General features: G+C 69.6%; 15 protein-coding genes. 14 read left to right on the plus strand and 1 reads right to left on the minus strand.

The window, feature by feature from the left end; genetic code table 11:
* Positions 1–52 precede the first annotated feature (52 nt).
* The 12 genes from AB0I77_RS46175 to AB0I77_RS46230 all read left to right on the plus strand — a co-directional run bounded on the left by AB0I77_RS46175 (position 53) and on the right by AB0I77_RS46230 (position 14634).
* A complete protein-coding gene (locus tag AB0I77_RS46175) occupies positions 53–1918 on the plus strand; it encodes an FAD/NAD(P)-binding protein (protein WP_363288923.1) in 1866 nt (621 codons plus the stop codon).
* A gap of 4 nt (positions 1919–1922) precedes the next feature.
* Positions 1923–2714, plus strand: coding sequence for a DUF1684 domain-containing protein (locus AB0I77_RS46180; protein WP_363288924.1), 792 nt, complete (start codon positions 1923–1925; stop codon positions 2712–2714).
* A 231-nt stretch (positions 2715–2945) separates the two neighbouring features.
* Entirely contained in the window at positions 2946–3854 is a 909-nt protein-coding gene (locus tag AB0I77_RS46185) for a S1 family peptidase (protein ID WP_363288925.1), read from the plus strand.
* Positions 3855–4071: 217 nt separating this feature from the next.
* Positions 4072–4992, plus strand: coding sequence for a slipin family protein (locus AB0I77_RS46190; RefSeq protein WP_363288941.1), 921 nt, complete (start codon positions 4072–4074; stop codon positions 4990–4992).
* Positions 4993–5217: 225 nt separating this feature from the next.
* Entirely contained in the window at positions 5218–6300 is a 1083-nt protein-coding gene (locus tag AB0I77_RS46195; protein ID WP_363288926.1) for a S1 family peptidase, read from the plus strand.
* A gap of 131 nt (positions 6301–6431) precedes the next feature.
* Positions 6432–7043, plus strand: a complete 612-nt coding sequence (locus AB0I77_RS46200) for a TetR/AcrR family transcriptional regulator (protein ID WP_363288927.1) — start codon at positions 6432–6434, stop codon at positions 7041–7043.
* A gap of 335 nt (positions 7044–7378) precedes the next feature.
* A complete protein-coding gene (locus AB0I77_RS46205; protein ID WP_363288928.1) occupies positions 7379–8788 on the plus strand; it encodes an MFS transporter in 1410 nt (469 codons plus the stop codon).
* Between the two features lie 51 nt (positions 8789–8839).
* The gene (locus tag AB0I77_RS46210; protein ID WP_363288929.1) at positions 8840–9079 is read left to right on the plus strand and encodes a hypothetical protein; all 240 of its coding nucleotides are present in this window, start codon (positions 8840–8842) and stop codon (positions 9077–9079) included.
* 331 nt (positions 9080–9410) lie between these two features.
* Positions 9411–10097 (plus strand): (2Fe-2S)-binding protein, encoded by a 687-nt coding sequence (locus AB0I77_RS46215; protein ID WP_363288930.1) that lies wholly within the window; start codon positions 9411–9413, stop codon positions 10095–10097.
* Between the two features lie 12 nt (positions 10098–10109).
* Positions 10110–11090 carry a xanthine dehydrogenase family protein subunit M gene (locus AB0I77_RS46220; protein WP_363288931.1) on the plus strand — a complete coding sequence of 327 codons (981 nt, stop codon included), beginning with the start codon at positions 10110–10112 and terminating at the stop codon, positions 11088–11090.
* Complete coding sequence (locus tag AB0I77_RS46225) at positions 11087–13279, plus strand: xanthine dehydrogenase family protein molybdopterin-binding subunit (RefSeq protein ID WP_363288932.1); 2193 nt, start codon at positions 11087–11089, stop codon at positions 13277–13279. Before AB0I77_RS46220 ends, AB0I77_RS46225 begins: the two co-directional genes overlap by 4 nt.
* A 206-nt stretch (positions 13280–13485) precedes the next feature.
* The gene (locus AB0I77_RS46230; protein ID WP_363288933.1) at positions 13486–14634 is read left to right on the plus strand and encodes an XdhC/CoxI family protein; all 1149 of its coding nucleotides are present in this window, start codon (positions 13486–13488) and stop codon (positions 14632–14634) included.
* A gap of 46 nt (positions 14635–14680) precedes the next feature.
* Here the strand turns inward: AB0I77_RS46230 and AB0I77_RS46235 are convergent, their stop codons facing one another.
* Positions 14681–15547: a helix-turn-helix domain-containing protein gene (locus AB0I77_RS46235; protein WP_363288942.1), complete on the minus strand. Its 867-nt coding sequence runs from the start codon at positions 15545–15547 to the stop codon at positions 14681–14683.
* A gap of 379 nt (positions 15548–15926) precedes the next feature.
* Between AB0I77_RS46235 and AB0I77_RS46240 the strand changes: the two genes are divergently transcribed.
* Positions 15927–16691 (plus strand): SDR family NAD(P)-dependent oxidoreductase, encoded by a 765-nt coding sequence (locus AB0I77_RS46240; protein WP_363288934.1) that lies wholly within the window; start codon positions 15927–15929, stop codon positions 16689–16691.
* Positions 16692–16716: 25 nt separating this feature from the next.
* Positions 16717–17162, plus strand: a 446-nt coding sequence (locus AB0I77_RS46245) for an aldo/keto reductase (protein ID WP_363288935.1), incomplete at its 3' end; no start/stop codon positions are given.

Below are 17162 nucleotides of genomic sequence, written 5' to 3' on the forward strand. Positions count from 1 at the left end.
ATTCCACCGAGTTCCACCGAGTTCGACCCATTCGACGTCACGGAGCTTTCGCATGTCCTCCGCCCCCCACGGCCAATCCCCCGCCGCGCCGCAGCCTTCTCTCGTGATCGTCGGGGCTGGGCCGCGAAGTACCGGTCTGATCGAGCGGATCGCCGCCAACGCGCCCGAGCTGTACGCCGGTTCGGGTCTCGACATCCATCTCGTCGACCCGTATCCGCCGGGCGCCGGACGTATCTGGCGCGAGGCGCAGTCGCCGCTGCTGTGGATGAACTCGCACGCCGAGGACGTCACCATGTTCACCGACGAGACGGTCGACATGGCCGGGCCCGTCCGGGAGGGACCCACCCTCCACGAGTGGGCCGGCATAGACGGCGCCACCTTCGCCGACCGGCCGCTCCAGGGCACGTACCTGCGCTGGGTGCACGAGCAGGCGGTGGCCGCCCTGCCGCCGGGCGTGACCGTCCACCACCATCCGCGGCGCGCCCTGCGGGTCGGCGGGGAGCGCGAGGGCCGCCAGCAGGTGTGGCTGGAGGGCCGCCCGGACCCGCTCATCGCCGACCTGGTCATCCTCGCTCTCGGCCACCTGGACGCCGAACTGGACGAGGGGCAGAGTGAGTTGGCCGCGTACGCCCGCGACCACGGGCTCGTCCACCTCCCGCCGGACTTCACCGCCGACAGCGACCTGTCCCCGCTCGCGCCCGGCGAACCCGTCCTCGTCCGCGGCTTCGGGCTCGCCTTCGTCGACCTGATGGTGCTGCTCACCGAGGGCCGGGGCGGCCGGTACGACGGCGACACCTACGTGCCTTCGGGGCAGGAACCCGTGCTGTACGTCGGTTCGCGGCGCGGAGTGCCCTACCACGCGAAGATCGGTTACGACTGGAGCGGTGAACGGCCGCCGCCGCTGCCGAGGTTCTTCGGGCCCGCCGAGGTCGAAGGACTGCTCGCCCGGCCGGACGGCTTCGACTTCCGGCGGGACGTGTGGCCGCTGGTGGAGAAGGAGTTGGGCTTCGCCCACTACCACCGGCTGTTCACGGCCCACTCCGAGCGGACGGCCGTCGCCTGGAGCGACTTCGAGGAGAAGTACGCGGTGGCCGACGACCTGGCCGAGCGTGCCGCCCTCGTCGCGTCCGCCGTGCCCGATCCCGCCGATCGGCTCGACCTCGCCGCGCTGGACCGTCCGCTGAAGGGGGAGCGGTACGGCTCGTACGAGGAGTTTCAGGAGGGACTGCGCGGCTATATCACCGCCGACTTGGCGCGACGTCATGATCCCGCCTACAGCCCCGACTTCGCCGTCTTCTTCGGACTGCTCTCCGTCTACGGCCAGTTGATCCGGCTCGGTGACATCGGCCCCTGGTGGCACGGCTTCTTCAGCTATCTGGCCTCGGGGCCGCCCGGCCCCCGGATGCGGCAGATGCTCGCGCTCTCGCGCGCGGGCGTCCTGAAGTTCCTGGGCGCCGACATGACCGTCACCGCCGAGGACGGGGTGTTCCGGGCGGCGAGCGCCACCGTGCCCGGATCGGTCGTCGAGGCCCGGGCGCTCGTCGAGGCACGGCTGCCCGAGCCGACGGTCCGGCGCGCCCGCGACCCGCTGCTGCGGGAGCTGTATGCCGACGGGCCCGCCGTAACGGCTGACGGGCTGCTGTCCGTGGACCCCGCCGACGGGCGCATCCTGGACCGGGCCGGACGGCCGCACCCGCGGCGGTTCGCACTCGGTCCGCACACCGACGCGCGCGGCTCCGGCCAGCTCCCCCGGCCGCGCACCGGAGGGATGACGCTCCGGCAGAACGACGCGACGGCACGGGCGGTGCTGCAGTTCCTGCGGACGCTCGGCGATCGTGCGGCCGTGTCCGGTACGGAATATGGCGGCGCGGCTCCGAACTCACCCCTCGGGTCGCCCGACCCGGTTCAGAAGAGCTGATCACATGACGACCCGCGCGTCCGACGCGTGGAAGCAGTGGCACGAGCACCGCGTCGAGACGGTGTCGGCGCCCTACGGGCCGCTCGCGCTCACGGGTACGTACTGGCTGGAGGACCATCCGGCCGGGCGACTTCCGGATATCCCCGGGACCTGGGCCGTCGAGGGGGACGCGGTCGTCCTCACGGCGGACGACGGGGACGGCAATCTGAGCGTGGACGGCCGGCCTTTCAGCGGTGAGGTGCGGCTCGTGGCCGACGCCGGGCCGGCGGCTGCCGCGCGGGTGGCGTACGGCGAGCGGCGGCTGGTCGTACTGGTTCGCGAGGGTGTCTGGGGCGTACGCGACTTCGACCCCGACTCCGCGGCCCGCCGGGCGTTTAGCGGTATCGAGGCCACGCCGTACGATCCGCGCTGGTCGGTGCCGGGGCGCTTCACGGCGTACGGCGAGGACCGCACCGTACGCGTCGAGAACGCCGACGGCCGCGCACGTGGGCTCGGCCTCGGCGGGGAGCTGGCCTTCACCCTCGACGGGCAGGAACTCACGCTCCAGGTGACCGTCCAGGGCGACGGCTCGCTGTGGGCGGTTTTCGGCGATGCCACGAGCGGGGACAGCAGTTACCGATTCCGGTTCCTGCGGCCCGCCGCGCCCGACGCCGAGGGCCGTACGACAGTCGACTTCAACCGCGCCCTGCTGCCGCCGTGCGCGTTCGCCGACCACTTCATCTGCCCCTTTCCGCCGCCGGGGAACACGCCGGCCGTCGCGGTCGAGGCGGGGGAGCGGAACCTGATCGAGGCGTAGCGAGGGGCATCCGGGGGCGTCCAGCGGTGGGGCGACTCCCGTACATCGCACAGCTGGTTCAAAGGTCGACGGCCGAAAGGCGCCCTTGTGCCTACCGTCCGTTCGGCCGAATACTCCCCTCAGCGCTTGTCAGGGGCACGGCGTGTTCGGAATCCGGGCACTCGATCCTGGCTGCGCCTCACGGGCCCGACCCCACGAGGGCCCCCTACTTCCCATGTGGAGGAACGAAAAGTGAGGATCAAGCGCACCACTCCCCGCAGCGGCATCGCGAGACGGACCCGGCTGATCGCCGTCACCACCGGATTAATGGCCGCGGCAGCGATTGCCGTCCCCAACGCGAACGCGTCCGACGCCCCCACTACCTTCAGCGCCACCGCGCTCAAGAGCGCCAGCAGTTCGGTACTCAAAGCCGATGTTCCGGGCACCGCCTGGGCCGTCGACAGCAAGACCAACCGTGTGGTCGTCACCGCCGACAGCACGGTCTCCCAGGCCGAGATCGCGAAGATCAAGAAGCAGGCCGGCGCCAACGCCGACGCCCTCACGATCAAGCGCACCAACGGCAAGTTCCAGAAGTACATCGCAGGCGGCGACGCCATCTATGCGAGTAGCTGGCGCTGCTCCCTCGGCTTCAACGTCCGTGACAGCTCGGGCAACAACTACTTCCTGACCGCCGGTCACTGCACCGACGGCGCGGGCACCTGGTGGTCCAACTCGGGCCACACCACCACGCTCGGCACCACGGCGGGCTCCAGCTTCCCGACGAACGACTACGGCCTCGTCCGGTACACCAACACGTCGGTCACCAAGTCGGGCACCGCCGGCAACACGGACATCACCCGCGCGGCCAATCCGACCGTGGGCACCACGGTGACCCGTGACGGCTCGACCACCGGCATCCACACCGGCCGGGTCACCGCCCTCAACGCGACCGTCAACTACGGTGGCGGCGACGTCGTCTACGGCATGATCCAGACCACGGTCTGCGCGGAGCCCGGCGACTCCGGTGGTTCGCTCTACGGCACCAACGGCGTCGCCTACGGTCTGACCTCCGGCGGCAGCGGCAACTGCTCCTCCGGCGGCACGACCTTCTTCCAGCCGGTCGTGGAGGCCCTGAACGCGTACGGCGTCAGCGTCTTCTAGCCCCTTCCGGTAGTCGCTTCTGGTAGTCGCTTCTCGTAGTCCCTTCTGGTGGTCCCTTCTGCTCCGGCCGTCTTCTGGTCCGGCCCGCACCGCCGCACCATCTGCGGCCGGCAGCAGACCAGCCCCCGCACGCAACTGTCGTGCGGGGGCTCGCCCTTGTCCCCTGCCGGAGTTACCGTCGACATACAGGCGGTCACATCGGACCCTGGGGGCCGTGATGGTCGAGGAGCTGGTGGCGGCGGGAGTGACGCTCGCGTCCGCCGGAGCGGTGTACGTGATGGCGGCGGCGCGGGTCGTCAAACAGTACGAACGGGGCGTGGTGTTCCGCCTCGGCAGGCTCCGGCCCCAGGTGCGCGAGCCGGGGTTCACGCTGATCGTTCCGGGCGTCGACAAGCTCCGGAAGGTCAACATGCAGATCGTGACGATGCCGGTGCCCGCGCAGGAGGGCATCACCCGGGACAACGTCACGGTGCGGGTGGACGCCGTCGTCTACTTCAAGGTGACCGCGCCGGCCGAGGCGCTCGTCCGGGTGGAGGACTACCGGTTCGCGGTCGCGCAGATGGCGCAGACCTCGCTGCGGTCGATCATCGGCAAGAGCGATCTGGACGATCTGCTCTCCAACCGCGAAAAGCTGAACCAGGGGCTGGAGTTGATGATCGACAGCCCGGCCGTGGACTGGGGCGTCACCATCGACCGAGTCGAGATCAAGGACGTGTCGCTGCCCGAGACCATGAAGCGGTCCATGGCCCGGCAGGCGGAGGCCGACCGTGAGCGGCGGGCCCGGGTCATCAACGCGGACGGCGAACTCCAGGCGTCCAAGAAGCTGGCGGAGGCCGCCGGGGTGATGTCGGAGCAGCCCGCCGCCCTGCAACTGCGGCTGCTTCAGACGGTGGTGGCGGTCGCCGCCGAGAAGAACTCGACGCTGGTGCTGCCCTTCCCGGTGGAGCTGCTGCGGTTCCTGGAGAGGGCGCAACAGGCGCCTGCCGCCGCCCAGCAGACGCCTGCCGCGGCGGCGCAACAACCGGCGCAGCAGGCACCGTCCGTGGCGCAGCAACCGGTGCAGGAGCAACTTCCGTCAGCCGAAGCGCATCCGCACCTCGATGTGCAAGAGGTGAATTCCAGACAGGACCAGACCTGACAGGCTGATGAAGGGTTACCTGCGCGTAGCGTTTGCGGTGCGGTGGCCTGGGATGACCGTGGACAGTCAAAAATGAAGGGGCGCGCAAGCGCGTTCTACGCGCGTCCTGAAGTCGACCTTGTGCGCTCCCTGTGCGGTTCGGAAGAGTGGTCGCTCGTCAACCAGCCTTCCGGTCCGGCAGGTCCCCACAACCTCCGGACCGACCCCCCCACAGGAGGACGCGAGTTGAAGCACCGACGCATACCCAAGCGGCGGACGGCCCTGGTAGGTGCGGGTATCGCCGCACTCGTCGCCACGGGAATCACTTTCCAGTCTGCGAACGCCAGCGAGACGCCGAAGGCTTCCGCACCCGAGACGCTGTCCGCCCTGGCGGCCGGAAAGCTCGGCTTAACACTCGGCCAGGACCTCGGCACCGACGCTGCGGGCACGTTCTACGACGCGAAGACCAAGAGCCTCGTGGTCAACGTGCTGGACGAGTCCGCGGCGAAGACCGTCGAGGCGGCCGGCGCCAAGGCGAGAGTCGTCGAGAACTCTCTCGGTGAGCTGAAGAGCGCCCGCAGCACCCTCAAGCAGGACGCGACCATCCCGGGCACCTCATGGGCGACCGACCCGACGACCAACAAGGTCGTCGTCACCGCCGACCGCACGGTCTCCGACGCCGAGTGGGCCAAGCTCACCAAGGTCGTCGACGGACTCGGCGCCACGGCCGAACTCCAGCGCACAAAGGGGGAGTTCAAGCCCTTCATCGCGGGCGGTGACGCCATCACCGGAGGCGGCGGGCGCTGCTCGCTCGGCTTCAACGTGGTCAAGGGCGGTGAGCCGTACTTCCTCACCGCCGGGCACTGCACCGAGTCCATCTCCACCTGGTCGGACTCCAGCGGCACCGAGATCGGCCAGAACGAGGAGTCCAGCTTCCCCGACAACGACTACGGCCTGGTCAAGTACACCGCCGAGGTCGACCACCCGAGCGAGGTGAACCTCTACGACGGCTCCTCGCAGCAGATCACCGGCGCCGCCGAGGCCACCGTCGGCATGGACGTCACCCGCAGCGGTTCCACGACCCAGGTGCACGACGGCACGGTCACCGCTCTGGACGCCACCGTGAACTACGGCAGCGGCGACATCGTCAACGGCCTGATCCAGACCGACGTCTGCGCCGAGCCCGGCGACAGCGGCGGCTCGCTCTTCTCGGGCAGCGACGCGATCGGCCTCACCTCCGGCGGCAGCGGCGACTGCACCTCGGGCGGCGAGACCTTCTTCCAGCCGGTCACGGAGGCGCTTTCGGCCTTCGGTGCCGAGATCGGCTGACCCGCACCGTATCGATCAGTTCTGCGAAGTCCCGCCCCGCGCGCGAGGGGTGGGGCTTCGCGTCGTAAGGGGCCATGGGGTGTGCCGGTATGTCAGGAGGAGGGGACCGATCGGTCTGGTAGCGTGGCAAAATGCCTCGAACGCCAGTTTCCTCCGCGCGGGACCGCATACTGGACGCCGCAGCCGACTTGTTCGACCGGTACGGCGTCCACGCCGTCGGCATGCAGCGGATCATCGACGCGGCGGGCTGCGGGAAGAACCTGCTCTATCGCGAGTTCGACAGCAAGGACGACCTGGTGGTGGCCTACCTTCAGCGGGCCACCCGCAGTTGGAACATCACGCTGGAATCCGCTCGCGCGACCGTGCCGGAGCCGCAGGAGCAACTGGTCGAACTGGTCCGCATCGTGGGGAAGAACATCCCCGGAACCCGGGGCTGCCCGCTGCGGAACACCTACGCCGAGTTCCCCGATCGTGACCACCCGGCCCACCAGGTCGCGCTGGAGCACTTCAGCACGGTCCGCGAGCAACTCTGCGAGGTCGCCCGGCAGACCTCGGCCCCCGCCCCGGAGCGCCTCGCCGACCGCATCTTGCTGATCATCAACGGTCTCTACATCAACGCGTCCGGGGTCAGCGCGGAAGAGAGTGCGGCGATCGCCGTCCAACTCGCCCAGGATGTCGTCCGCGGTGAAACGGCCGAAACGGCCGAAACGGCCGCGACGGTGAGCCGCAGCGGCGCGAGCTGAGCCCGAGGCGGTCGACGGGCGGCCTTGCCCTGAGTCTGCCCTGGCGGACCGTCACCATGGTGTGCTCGGCGCCCGATCCATTGCCGACGGCGCTGCCGCGGTGTCCCTGGACGGCCAGAGGCTCCGGTTGACACGACTCACGCGTGCCCCCCATTATCCAGGCACGACTGTCGGACCGATCGGTCCGCACTCATGGGACCGATCGGTCCGCGCTGGATCGTGACCACCAAACGCCGCAACGGCCAAGCCGGGAGCGCATTGTGACCTTGGAAACTGAAACCACGACAGGTGCACCGCCTGAAGCGGACGCACCGTATCCCCGCCGGTGGGCGGCCATGGTCGTACTGACCCTGGCCTTCATGCTCGACCTGCTGAACGTCTCGATCGTGAGCGTCGCCTTACCGTCGATTCAGCGTGACCTGGGTGCCACGCCCACCCAGGTGGAATGGATCGCGGCTGCCTATCTGCTGGCCTTCGCCGCCGCACTGATCACCTTTGCCCGGGTGGGTGACCTGTGGGGGCGCAAGCGCGTCTTCCTGCTGGGGGTCGTCGCCTTCGCCGTGACCGGCGTGTGGAGCGGACTGGCGGACACCCCCGGCATGCTGATCACCGCGCGTGCCGCGCAGGGGCTGGCGGCCGCCGCGCTCGCCCCGCAGGTGATGAGCCTCTTGTACACCCTCTTCCAGGGCCGGGAGCGGGGCACGGTCTTCGGCGTCTTCGGCCTCATCGCCGGGACCGCGCAGGCCGGAGGTCTGCTGCTCGGGGGTGTGCTGATCGGTGCGGACATCGCGGGCACGGGGTGGCGCATGATCTTCCTGGTCTCGGTACCGGTCGCCCTGGTGCTGGCCGCCCTGGCGGGCCGGCTGGTGCCGGAGAGCCGGGTGGAAGGCGGCGCCCGGCCCCGCCTGGGTGCGGCCGGAGCGCTCACCTTAGGTCTGGCCGCGCTGGTGTTCCCGGTGCTGGAGGGCCGCAGCTACGGGTGGCCCGTCTGGATCTGGGTCATCCTGGTCACGGGCTTCGCACTGGTGGTGGGGCTGGCGTTCGCCGAGCATCGCAGTCCGCAGAAGCGGGCCGGTGCCCTGCTGCCGGTCGAACTGTTCCAGCAGCGGACGGTCGCCGGGGCGCTGGCCGTGCAGTTGCTGGCCTTCGCGGCGCTCAGCGGGTTCCTGCTGGTGATCGTGCTGTGGCTACAGGAAGGCAAGGAGTACTCCGCGATGGACGCCGGTGTGGTCAGCATCGCGCTCCCTGCGGGCGGCCTGGTCACCGCCGATTTCGTGGGTCGGCTCACCGCCCGGTTCGGCCGTCTGCTGGTGCTGACGGGCTGTCTGGTGGGCGCCGTGGGCGCGCTCGGCATCCTCCTCGCCGAGCAGGGCGCGGAAGGCGACAGCATCGGCGGCTGGTCGCTGGTGCCCGGCCTCTTCGCCCTGGGCGTGGGCACGACGTTCGTCATGCCGGCGCTCACCACGCTGTTCCTCTCCACGGTGCCCGTCGAGCACGCCGGTTCGGCCTCCGGCGTCTGGACCACCAGTCAGCAGTTCGGCGCCGCGGTGGGTGTCGCGGGCCTCGGCACGATCTACTACGGCACGGCGGAGAGCAGCGGTCCCGCCACGGCCATCGCCGCCTGCACCTTCACCGTGGTGGCGATCCTGGTCATCAGCGCGGCGCTCTGCTTCACCCTCAGCCCGAACCGGCGGCCCGCCGCGCCCGCGGTGCCCACCGAAACCACCGAAACCGCCGAAACCTGATCGCCGGGATCTGCCCTCTCGCGCACGTACCTGGAGCGCGGGGACCGGGTCGTGGTCGTCGGCCGCGACGCGGGCAAGGGGGAGACGTACCTCATCGAGGCGGACCTCAGCCTCGTCAGCGAGAACCAGAGGGTCGTCGAGGAGGTCACGTCCCTTCCGCTCCTACCGCCGGGTGACCAGCGAGGGGCTGGAACACCACCTCGCGCTCTTCTGCCTGAGCCGTTAATCGCGGGCGGGTTCGTCGGCGAGTTCGACGCGGTGATGACGGTGCGTGCCGAGGAGATGCGGTAGAGCGGTCAGTTCGCCAGAGTCGCTGGACGTATGTATGGCTTCGACACTGTCGCGCGTGTCCGCAGAGGGTGAAGTTTCCATCCTGGGGCGTCAGACATCCAGACAGAAAACTCTACCCCTCAAGAGAACGCCAGCCGATGGCAAACTGACGGTCATGACCAGCCACGCTCTGAGTGAGCTGGACGAATTCCCCTCTGCCCTGTGCCGAGTCCCGCATCTCCAACTGACAAACACGGCCGGAGCACACCGGCGATGACGACGACGCGGATTCCGCCTCTGGGCACGCCGACGAACAAGGTCATCGACCTTCCGCCGATCCGAAAGCGTACGCATGTCCACTGAACTCACCGAGTCAGCTGTTTCTCCCCCCACCGACCCCAATGCCGACCCCCCTACCGACCCCTCTGCCGAGCCCGCCTCCGCGCCCTCCCGGCGCACGTTCATCGCGACGACCACCGCGGTCGGTGGCGCCGTCGCGGCCGGCGGCCTGATGACGGGGCCGGCCGCGCTTGCCGCCGAGAAGAGGGATGCCGCCAAGGCACCGCCGAACAGCCGTGTCTCGCTGACGGTCAACGGGAAGCGTCACACCGTCACGGTGGACAACCGGACCTCGCTGCTGGACCTCTTACGCGAGCACCTGGACCTGCCCGGCTCCAAGAAGGGCTGCAACGCCGGTGCCTGCGGGGCGTGCACGGTGCTGGTCGACGGACGCCGCGTCAACTCCTGCCTGACACTCGCGGTCCGTCTGGAGGGCGCCGAGATCACCACCATCGAAGGTCTCGCCCCGGGAGGCGCGGACGGTGAGCTGCACCCGTTGCAGCAGGCGTTCGTCGAAGAGGACGCCTTCCAGTGCGGCTACTGCACGCCGGGCCAGATCATGTCCGGCGTCGGCTGCATCCAGGAAGGCCACACCGGATCGGCGGACGAGATCCGGGAGTGGATGAGCGGCAACATCTGCCGCTGCGGCTGCTACGTGAAGATCGTGCGCGCGGTCGAGCAGACCGCCCACGGGAAATGAGACCCGCCTCCCATGTATCCCTTCGCCTTCACCAAAGCCTCCGACACCGCCGAGGCGCTCAACGCCGGTCGGCGCGGCGGGCGTTACATCGCCGGCGGCACCACCCTGGTCGACCTCATGCGCGAGACCGTCGAACGCCCCGAGACGCTGGTCGACATCAGTGCACTGCCGCTGCGCGAGGTCACCGTCACCGAGCGCGGGGGCCTGCGCATCGGCGCGTTGGTGCGGATGGCCGAGGCCGCCGCCCATGCCAAGGTCCGCACCACCTACCCGGTCATCTCCGAGGCGCTGGAGCTGAGCGCCTCCGCCCAATTGCGGAACATGGCCACCATCGGCGGGAACATCATGCAGCGCACCCGCTGCACCTACTTCCGTGACGTGACCGCCGCCTGCAACAAGCGTGAGCCCGGCTCGGGTTGCGCCGCACGGGGCGGCTTCAACCGCACCCACGCGATCCTCGGTACCTCCGACTCCTGCGTGGCCACGCACCCCTCCGACGTGGCCGTGGCCTTCGCCGCGCTGGAGGCGACCGTCCGCCTGCTCGGCCCGGACGGCGCACGCGGCATCCCCTTCGCCGACTTCCTGCTCCGGCCCGGCAGCACCCCGAACCGCGAACAGGCCCTCCGCAAGGGTGAGTTGATCACGGCCGTCGAGATTCCGGCCCTTCCGCGCCCGCTGAAGTCGGGCTATCTGAAGGTGCGTGACCGTCAGTCGTACGAGTTCGCCCTGACCTCGGCGGCCGTCGCGCTGCACATCCGCGGCGGGGTGATCCGGGAGGCGAAGGTGGCCGCCGGGGGCGTGGGCACGGTGCCGTGGAAGCTGCCCGCCGTCGAGAAGCACCTCATCGGCGAGCGGCCCTCGCAGGCGCTGTGGGCCGAGGCCGCCAAGCATGCGGCGGACGGGGCCCGCCCGCTGGAACACAACCGTTTCAAGGCCGAACTCCTCAAACGCACCGTCGAGCGCCAGCTGCGCATCGTGGGAGGTACCAAGTGAGCCCGCAGCCGCAGGCAGCTGTCGGAGCGCCGCTGTCCCGGGTGGACGGCCGGCTGAAGGTCACGGGGAAGGCGACGTACGCCGCCGAACACGACATCAAGGGCGTCGTCCACGCCGTCATCGTGGACAGCACCATCGGTCGCGGGCGCATCACCGGCATCGACACCCGTGCCGCCCTCGCCCAGCCCGGCGTCATCAAGGTCATCAGCCACCTCAACGCGCCCAGGCTGGCCTACCGCGGCAACCCGGAGAACGACTGGCCGAACAGCGAACAGCTGCGGATCTTCCAGGACGACAAGGTTCTCTTCCGCGGCCAGCCGGTCGCCGTCGTGGTGGCCACCACCCTGGAAGCCGCGGAGCATGCCGCGCACCTGGTGAAGGTCGGCTACGACGCCGAGAAGACGTCGACCGACATGGCCACCGCACCGGCCGGTGAACCCATGAACTACGCGCGGGGTGACGCGGACAAGGCGTACGAATCCGTCGCCGTACAGGTGGACGCGACCTATCAGCAGGCCCGTGCCCATCACAACGCGATGGAACCGCACGCCACCATCGCCCGCTGGGACGGCGATCAGCTCACTCTGTGGGACAAGACGCAGTGGCCGATCGGCACGCAGAAGGACGTCGCCGCCGTGTTCGGCATCCCGAACGACTCGGTGCGCATCATCTCGCCGTTCGTCGGCGGCGGGTTCGGCAACGCCATTCGCGCCTGGCCCCACATCGCCACCGCGGCGGTCGCCGCCCGCGAGACCGGCCGCCCGGTCAAGCTCGTGCTGTCCCGCAGGCAGCTGTACTTCGGGGTGGGCTACCGGCCCTCGTACGAGTACCGGGTGCGCCTGGGCAGCGACCGGCGCGGCCGGGTGGCCTCCATGGTCCAGCACCTGAAGTCCGAGACCTCGACGTACGAGAACTTCGTCGAAGGCGTCCTGCACGTCGGGCAGATGGTCTACAACGCGCCCCACGTCCGCCAGGACCACCGCACGGTGCCCCTGGACGTGAACACCCCGATCTGGATGCGCGGCCCCGGCTACGCCACCGCCGCCTTCGCCATCGAGTCGGCGATGGACGAACTCGCCCACAAGCTGGACATCGACCCCATCGAGCTACGCCGGCACAACGAACCGGAACAGGACCCGTCCAGCGGGCTGCCGTTCTCCACCCGGCGACTGCGCGAGTGCTACACCGTCGGCGCCCGTGAGTTCGGCTGGAACCGGCGCGACCCCAAGCCCCGCTCCACCCGCGACGGCGACTGGCTCATCGGCACCGGCATGGCCGTCGGCACCTACGACGTGGTGCGGAGCGGGGCCGAGGCCCGGGTGAGGCTGAACGCCGACGGCACCGCCCTGATCCAGTCCGCGACCAGCGACATGGGCCCGGGCACCTACACCTCCCAGACCCAGGTCGCCGCGGACGCCCTCGGCCTGACGATGCGCAAGGTGACCTTCCAGCTCGGCGACTCCACCATGCCGAAGGCACCGCCCCATGGCGGCTCACAGACCATGATCAACATCGGCTCCGCCGTCCAGGACGGCTGCGACAAGGTACGCAAGCAGGCGATCAAGCTCGCCGTCGAGGACGAACGCTCGCCGCTGTACGGCGTCGATGCCGACGACATCGTGGTCCGCGCCGGACGGCTGCACGTGTCGGACAATCCGGCACGCGGGGAGACCTACCGGCAGCTCCTGGCCCGCAACAACCGCACCCACCTCGAAGTCCTCGGCTCCTGGACCCCTGGCCAGGCACGGCACTCCATGTACACCTACGGTGCGATCTTCGCCGAGGTCGCCGTCGACGCCCGCCTCGGACTGGTTCGGGTGCGGCGGATGCTCGGCGTCTTCGACGCGGGCCGCATCATCAGTCCCAAGCTCGCCGACAGCCAGGCGCTGGGCGGGATGGTCGGCGGCATCGGCGCGGCCCTCCTCGAGCACACGGTCACCGACCACCGAGACGGCCGCATCGTCAACGCCAACCTCGCCGACTACATGGTCCCGGTCAACGCCGACATCCCCGACCTGCGGGGGATATTCCTCGACGGCGGCGAAGACCTGGAGGCCGACCCCATCGGCGTCAAGGGACTCGGCGAGATCGTCTACATCGGCGTGGCACCCGCCATCGCCAACGCCGTCTTCCACGCCACCGGCCGCCGCGTCCGCGAACTGCCCATCACCGCCGAGGCGTTGCTCTGAGCCGAGGCCCGATACGAGCCCCCGGGCGGCCGGTTTCGTGGTGAGACGGCCGCCCCGGGTGCTCACCCAACCGTCCGGCGGCCGACCATGCCCGGCCGCCGGACCCCTGGGGCCGCCGCCGTGTCTCTCCCTCGACGACACGGCGGCGGCCCAACCTCCCGCCTCCCAAGAACCGTCGCCCCGTCTGCTCAAACGGAGACCCGCACATGCTGAACATCGCGGACACGCTCTACGCCTGGTGCCGCGAGGCCCGTCCCTTCGCCCTGGCCACCGTCGTCCAGGTCAGCGGCAGCGCGCCTCTGCCGCCCGGCACCGCACTCGCCGTCAACGCGGACGGCGACGCGGTCGGCAGCGTCTCCGGCGGCTGCGTGGAAGGAGCCGTCTACGAACTGTGCCAACAGATCCTGGCGGACGGTGGCGCCCCGGCACGGGCCCGGTTCGGCTACTCCGACGACGACGCCTTCGCCGTCGGGCTGACCTGTGGCGGTGAAATCGACGTCCTCGTCCAGCATGTCGACCCCGCCGGCCAGCCCCATCTCACCGCAGCCCTGGAAGCCGTCACGCAAGGCCGTCCCACCGCCCTCGCCCAGATCGTCGACGGCCCCGAGCACCTCCTCGGCCGCACCCTCTCACTCCTCGGCGACGGCAGCGCGTACGACGGAACCCTCGGCAGCACGGCCGAGGACCGGGCGGTGGCGGCCCAGGCCCGCGCGCTGCTGCGGGCGGGCCGCACCGGGGTGGTCGAGGTCGGCGGGGACGCCGACACCTGCCCCGAGAGACTGTCCGTCCTCGTCCACACCCACGCGTCCCGCCCCCGCATGCTCATCTTCGGCGCCGTCGACTTCGCGGGTGCGCTGAGCGAGGTCGGACGCTTCCTCGGCTACCGGGTCACCGTGTGCGACGCCCGTCCGGTCTTCGCGACCCCGGCCCGCTTCCCGCATGCCGACGAGGTTGTCGTCGACTGGCCGCACCGCTATCTGGAGCACACCGAGGTGGATTCCCGCACCGTCATCTGCGTACTGACCCATGACGCCAAGTTCGACATCCCCCTGCTGCGGCTGGCCCTCGGCCTTCCCGTCGGCTACGTCGGCGCGATGGGCTCCCGCCGTACCCACGACCACCGCCTCGACGCCCTGCGCGAAGCCGGCGTACCGGAGGACCGGCTCACGCGCCTGCACTCCCCGATCGGGCTCGACCTCGGCGCCCACACCCCCGGGGAAACCGCCATCTCCATCACCGCCGAGATCATCGCCCACACCCACCACGGCACCGGCCTGCCCCTGACCCGCGGGACCGGGCCCATTCATCAGCCCGCCCCGGGGACTCTTTCATCGGCCACGCAGACAGCCGCGTGACGACCGGCCTGCCCACCGCGCGGCGCAGACCGGATGACGCCCAGGATCAGCCGGCAGCGTCAGCGCTCGGCTGGTGGGTGGTGGCCCAGCAGGCGAGGAAACGCAGTCCCTCGTGGGAGGCAGTACCGGGCTCCGCCGTGAAGATGACGAGTTGCTGGTCGGGATCGCTGGGGCAGGCGAGAGTCTCCCAGTCGAGGGTGAGGTTGCCGGCCACGGGATGGCGGAACTCTTTCGCCCCCACGGTGTGGTGGGACACGTGGCGGGCGGCCCACCACTCCCGGAACTGAGGATCCTTTTCGGACAGCTCCTCGACGAGTGCAATCATTCTGGGGTCGTCCGTTTTGTTCGCTGCTTCCATCCTCAGAAATGCCACGGTAGTACGCGCGGCGGTTTCCCAGTCCGCGTACAGGTCCCGCATAGCGGGATCGGTGAAGAGCATTCGCGCAGAATTGCGCTGCTCTTCCGGAATCCGGGAGAAGTCCGCGATCAGGGCGGCGGCAAGAGGATTCCAGGCGAGAATGTCCATGCAGGGGCCGAGAACGATAGCGGGGGTGTCGGTGAGATTGTCGAGGAGCCGCCGCGTCGATGGCCGGACCTTCAGCGTCGAGTTCCGACGTGGCCGTGCGTTCTCCTTCCCGGCCAGTTCGAGCATGTAGTCACACTGGTCGTCGTCCAGGCGCAATACCCGGGCCAGGGCCATCAGGACCGGAGTCGAGGCTTCGATGCGGCCCTGCTCCAGGCGGGTGTAGTACACGGTGCTGATCGCAGCCAGCTGCGCCACTTCCTCCCGGCGCAGGCCCGGGACCCGACGCAGTGCCCCGCTCTCGGGCAGACCCATTGCACGGGGGCTCAGCTCTGCACGCCGGACCTTGAGGAATTCACCCAGCTCGCTGAGGTGTGCGTCCCTGCTCATGCCGGACACGGTACTGCGGCAGCCGCTCCGGGAGAGCTCAGGTGGGGGGTAGAGATCTGTACCCGGAACGTGCCTTCCGGGAGGAGACGGTCCACGTCGCCTTCACTCAGTCTTCTATGGAGCCAACTCCGCTCCTTCCAGAAATTCGTGAGGGGTAGAGTTTTATACTCGGAAAGATTTCTCCCATTGTCGCGTTCGGGAGTCGATGGCACGTTTGCATCCGCGCCATCGACGGAATGCGATGGCCCGGCGCTGGTTTCCGCTCGGCACGCTTTGGCTGGCCACGCGGAGGTCCACGCCACGCGTCGGAAGAGGCCGCTCAGGTGGCACTCCACCGTCTGTTCGGACGCCGTACATCAAGAGGAATGGACCAACTCCTATGCCATCGAAACTGACTGGCACGGTCGCGCTTGTCACCGGTGCGAGCAGCGGGATCGGCGAGGCCACCGCCCGCCAACTCGCCGAGCTCGGTGCGTCCGTGGCCCTGGTGGCCCGCCGCAAGGACCGTCTGGACGCACTCGCCGCCGAGATAGGGAAGGCCGGCGGCACCGCGCTGGTGGTGGAGGCCGACATCACCGACCGCGCCCAGGCCGAGGCGGCCGTCGAGCAGACCGTCGAGCACTTCGGTCGGCTGGACACCCTGGTCAACAACGCCGGCCTGATGCTCCTGGGCCCCGTCGTCGGCGCGGACGCCGAGGAGTGGGAGCGCATGATCGCCATCAACGTCAAGGGCCTGCTCTACACCACCCGCGCCGCCCTCCCGCACCTGCTCAAGGCCGCCGAGGACGGTACGCGCCGGGTCGCCGACATCGTCAACATCAGCTCCATCGCGGGCCGCGTGGCCTGGAACGGTTACGGCGTCTACAACCTCACCAAGTTCGGGGTGAACGGCTTCACCGAGTCCCTGCGCCAGGAAGTCACCCAGCGGCACGTCCGCGTCGGTGTCCTGGAGCCGGGCGGTGTGAACACCGAACTGGACTCGCACAACAAGCCCGAGATCCACGGCGAGATGATCCAGCCCTTCCTCGACACGACCGAGATCCTCGCCCCCGAGGACATCGCCGACGGCGTCACCTACATGGTCACGCGCCCCCGGCATGCCTCCATCGCCGAACTTTGGATCATGCCCACCGACCAGGCATGACATCCGTCGCGACAAGGATTACCTGATGAAGCACGTATCGCTGGGCGGGCTCGATGTCTCGCGCATCGGCCTGGGCGCCATGACCATGGCCGGCACCTACACCACCGGCGGGGGGCTCGATGACGCCGAGTCGATCCGCACCATCCACCGGGCCCTGGACCTCGGGGTCACCCACATCGACACCGCCGAGATCTACGGCCCCTTCCACAGCGAGGAACTCGTCGGCAAGGCCATCAAGGGCCGCCGCGACGACGTCGTCATCGCGACGAAGTTCGGCCTCGTCTCCCACGCCGGCGACGGCCCCGGCGTCATCGACAGCAACCCCGCCAACGTGAAGACCGCCGTCGAAGGCTCCCTCCTGCGGCTCGGCACCGATCACATCGACCTCTACTACCAGCACCGCGTCGACCCCAACACCCCCATCGAAGAAACCGTCGGCGCGCTGGCCGAACTGGTCACCGAAGGCAAGGT

Origin of the sequence: Streptomyces sp. NPDC050619, assembly GCF_040654815.1 — a bacterium.
Taxonomy (GTDB): Bacteria; Actinomycetota; Actinomycetes; order Streptomycetales; family Streptomycetaceae; genus Streptomyces.

Excerpts from the sequence above, each read along its gene's own strand:
- AB0I77_RS46175 (WP_363288923.1), top strand. The coding sequence starts at position 53 with ATGTCCTCCGCCCCCCACGGCCAATCCCCCGCCGCGCCGCAGCCTTCT.
- AB0I77_RS46180 (WP_363288924.1), top strand. The coding sequence starts at position 1,923 with ATGACGACCCGCGCGTCCGACGCGTGGAAGCAGTGGCACGAGCACCGC.
- AB0I77_RS46190 (WP_363288941.1), top strand. The coding sequence starts at position 4,072 with ATGGTCGAGGAGCTGGTGGCGGCGGGAGTGACGCTCGCGTCCGCCGGA.
- AB0I77_RS46200 (WP_363288927.1), top strand. The coding sequence starts at position 6,432 with ATGCCTCGAACGCCAGTTTCCTCCGCGCGGGACCGCATACTGGACGCC.
- AB0I77_RS46205 (WP_363288928.1), top strand. The coding sequence starts at position 7,379 with ATGGTCGTACTGACCCTGGCCTTCATGCTCGACCTGCTGAACGTCTCG.
- AB0I77_RS46215 (WP_363288930.1), top strand. The coding sequence starts at position 9,411 with ATGTCCACTGAACTCACCGAGTCAGCTGTTTCTCCCCCCACCGACCCC.
- AB0I77_RS46220 (WP_363288931.1), top strand. The coding sequence starts at position 10,110 with ATGTATCCCTTCGCCTTCACCAAAGCCTCCGACACCGCCGAGGCGCTC.
- AB0I77_RS46230 (WP_363288933.1), top strand. The coding sequence starts at position 13,486 with ATGCTGAACATCGCGGACACGCTCTACGCCTGGTGCCGCGAGGCCCGT.
- AB0I77_RS46235 (WP_363288942.1), bottom strand. The coding sequence starts at position 15,547 with ATGAGCAGGGACGCACACCTCAGCGAGCTGGGTGAATTCCTCAAGGTC.
- AB0I77_RS46240 (WP_363288934.1), top strand. The coding sequence starts at position 15,927 with ATGCCATCGAAACTGACTGGCACGGTCGCGCTTGTCACCGGTGCGAGC.